This is a genomic window from uncultured Agitococcus sp., from assembly GCF_937920075.1.
In the GTDB taxonomy this organism is placed as follows: domain Bacteria; phylum Pseudomonadota; class Gammaproteobacteria; order Pseudomonadales; family Moraxellaceae; genus Agitococcus.
Genome location: NZ_CALETI010000040.1, coordinates 1 through 1,643, shown reverse-complemented (window position 1 = coordinate 1,643; position 1,643 = coordinate 1). Strand labels below are relative to the sequence as shown.

The following is a 1,643-nucleotide window of genomic DNA, read 5'->3' as shown; positions in this document are numbered from 1 at the left end:
AAGAAACGGTTAATATGTATCTTGAGGTTGACCCGTCCGAAGATAATAAACTTACGCTTTATCGTGTCGATGGCAAGACAGCATTTTTAACGCTACCGACTACGCCTATTTATGCAATGGCAGAGTTTAGTGGTGTGCTTTACGTTGTTGCAGGTGCAACACTCTACAAAGTATTGAATGATTTTAGTTACACAACAATCGGCGCGGTTGACTTAGATTTTGATACAACCATAGCGGCTAACAATGCAGGACAAGTCTGTTTTAATAGCGGTGTGAGTGGCAAGGCTTATGTTTATGACACAGGTACACTAGCACTAACACAAATAACCGCCCCTGCTTTTTATGGCTCACCACGGGTTGATTATCTTGATGGCTATGGGGTATTTATTCGACCAAACACACAGCAGTTTTACATATCGAATCTAAACGACTTTACTACTTTTAATGCGCTAGACTTCGCAAGCGATGAAGCCGACCCTGATAATTTGGTAACATTTATTGTTGACCATCGTGAGCTTATTTTGTTTGGTGAGCGCACAAGTACAGTATGGTTTAACTCAGGCGATGCGACATTCCCACTGTCAAGGCGCGAAGGTGCAGAAATGGAGGTTGGGTGTGCGGCTGCGTTAAGTGTTGCCAAACTTGATAACACAGTATTTTTTTTAGGCCGCACAAGTCATGGTAAAGGCTTGGTACACAAGCTAAACCAATACACACCACAAATTATCAGTAATCGCGGCATAGAGTATTTAATCAATTCGTTTGAGCGTATTGATGATGCGTTTGCATATACTTATCAAAAAAATGGTCATTCTTTTTATGTGCTGACATTCCCAACAGCTAACAAAACCTTAGTCTATGATGCGTCAATTCAAGATAATGACGCGGCTTGGTCAGTGCGTGAGACTTACGGACTAGGACGAGATAGAGCCTCATGCTATGCGTTCGCGTTTGGTAAGCACTTAGTCGGTGATTTTGTTAGCGGTGTACTTTATGAGCTAGACGATGAGACGCATCTTGATGGTGATTTGCCGATTGAATGGAGTCGAACCACAGCGCACATTGTCAGTGATTACAAACGTGTTAAACATAAAGAAGTAGTCCTTAACTTTGAAACGGGCGTAGGCTTAGAAGATGGTAATGACCCGTTAGTCTATTTGACTTATAGCGACGATGGCGGCCATAGTTACATTACACCACGCGAAGCCAGTCTAGGCGTTATTGGACAGCGTAAAAACCGCGTAATGTGGGCTAGGCTTGGCAACTCACGAGACAGAGTTTATAAAGTGTTCGGTAGTGAACCCGTCAAAACCGTGTTAATGGGCGGCTATATTGACGTGGAGGTAGGTAAAACATGAGTAATATACCTTCACCATTAACGCTAGACTTAACAAATACTAGAGTCTTTAAAACATGGCTTTATCAATTATGGCTATCTACAGGCGGCACGACAAACTCATCATTAGATGATATTGATATTTTTTTGCCGACAAATAATCAAAATAATAGCGAACAATCAGACCAATTTTTATTGGTGCAAATACGCGATGAATTAGCAGAAATCAACAAAAAGCTAGACGAGATGCAGATAAACGAGCGCACAGTTTTAGATGACGTTAATAAAAAACTAGATGAGTTGCGTA

At 41.4% G+C, this 1,643-nt stretch carries 2 protein-coding genes; both read left to right on the top strand.

Translation table 11 applies throughout. From position 1 onward, the window contains the following. Positions 1–1,358: packaged DNA stabilization protein (locus Q0212_RS01225; protein WP_297920996.1), on the top strand; the 1,358-nt coding region annotated here is incomplete at its 5' end. Continuing rightward, a partial coding sequence (locus Q0212_RS01220; RefSeq protein WP_297920993.1) for a hypothetical protein occupies positions 1,355–1,643 on the top strand: 289 nt, incomplete at its 3' end. The genes Q0212_RS01225 and Q0212_RS01220, both read left to right, overlap by 4 nt.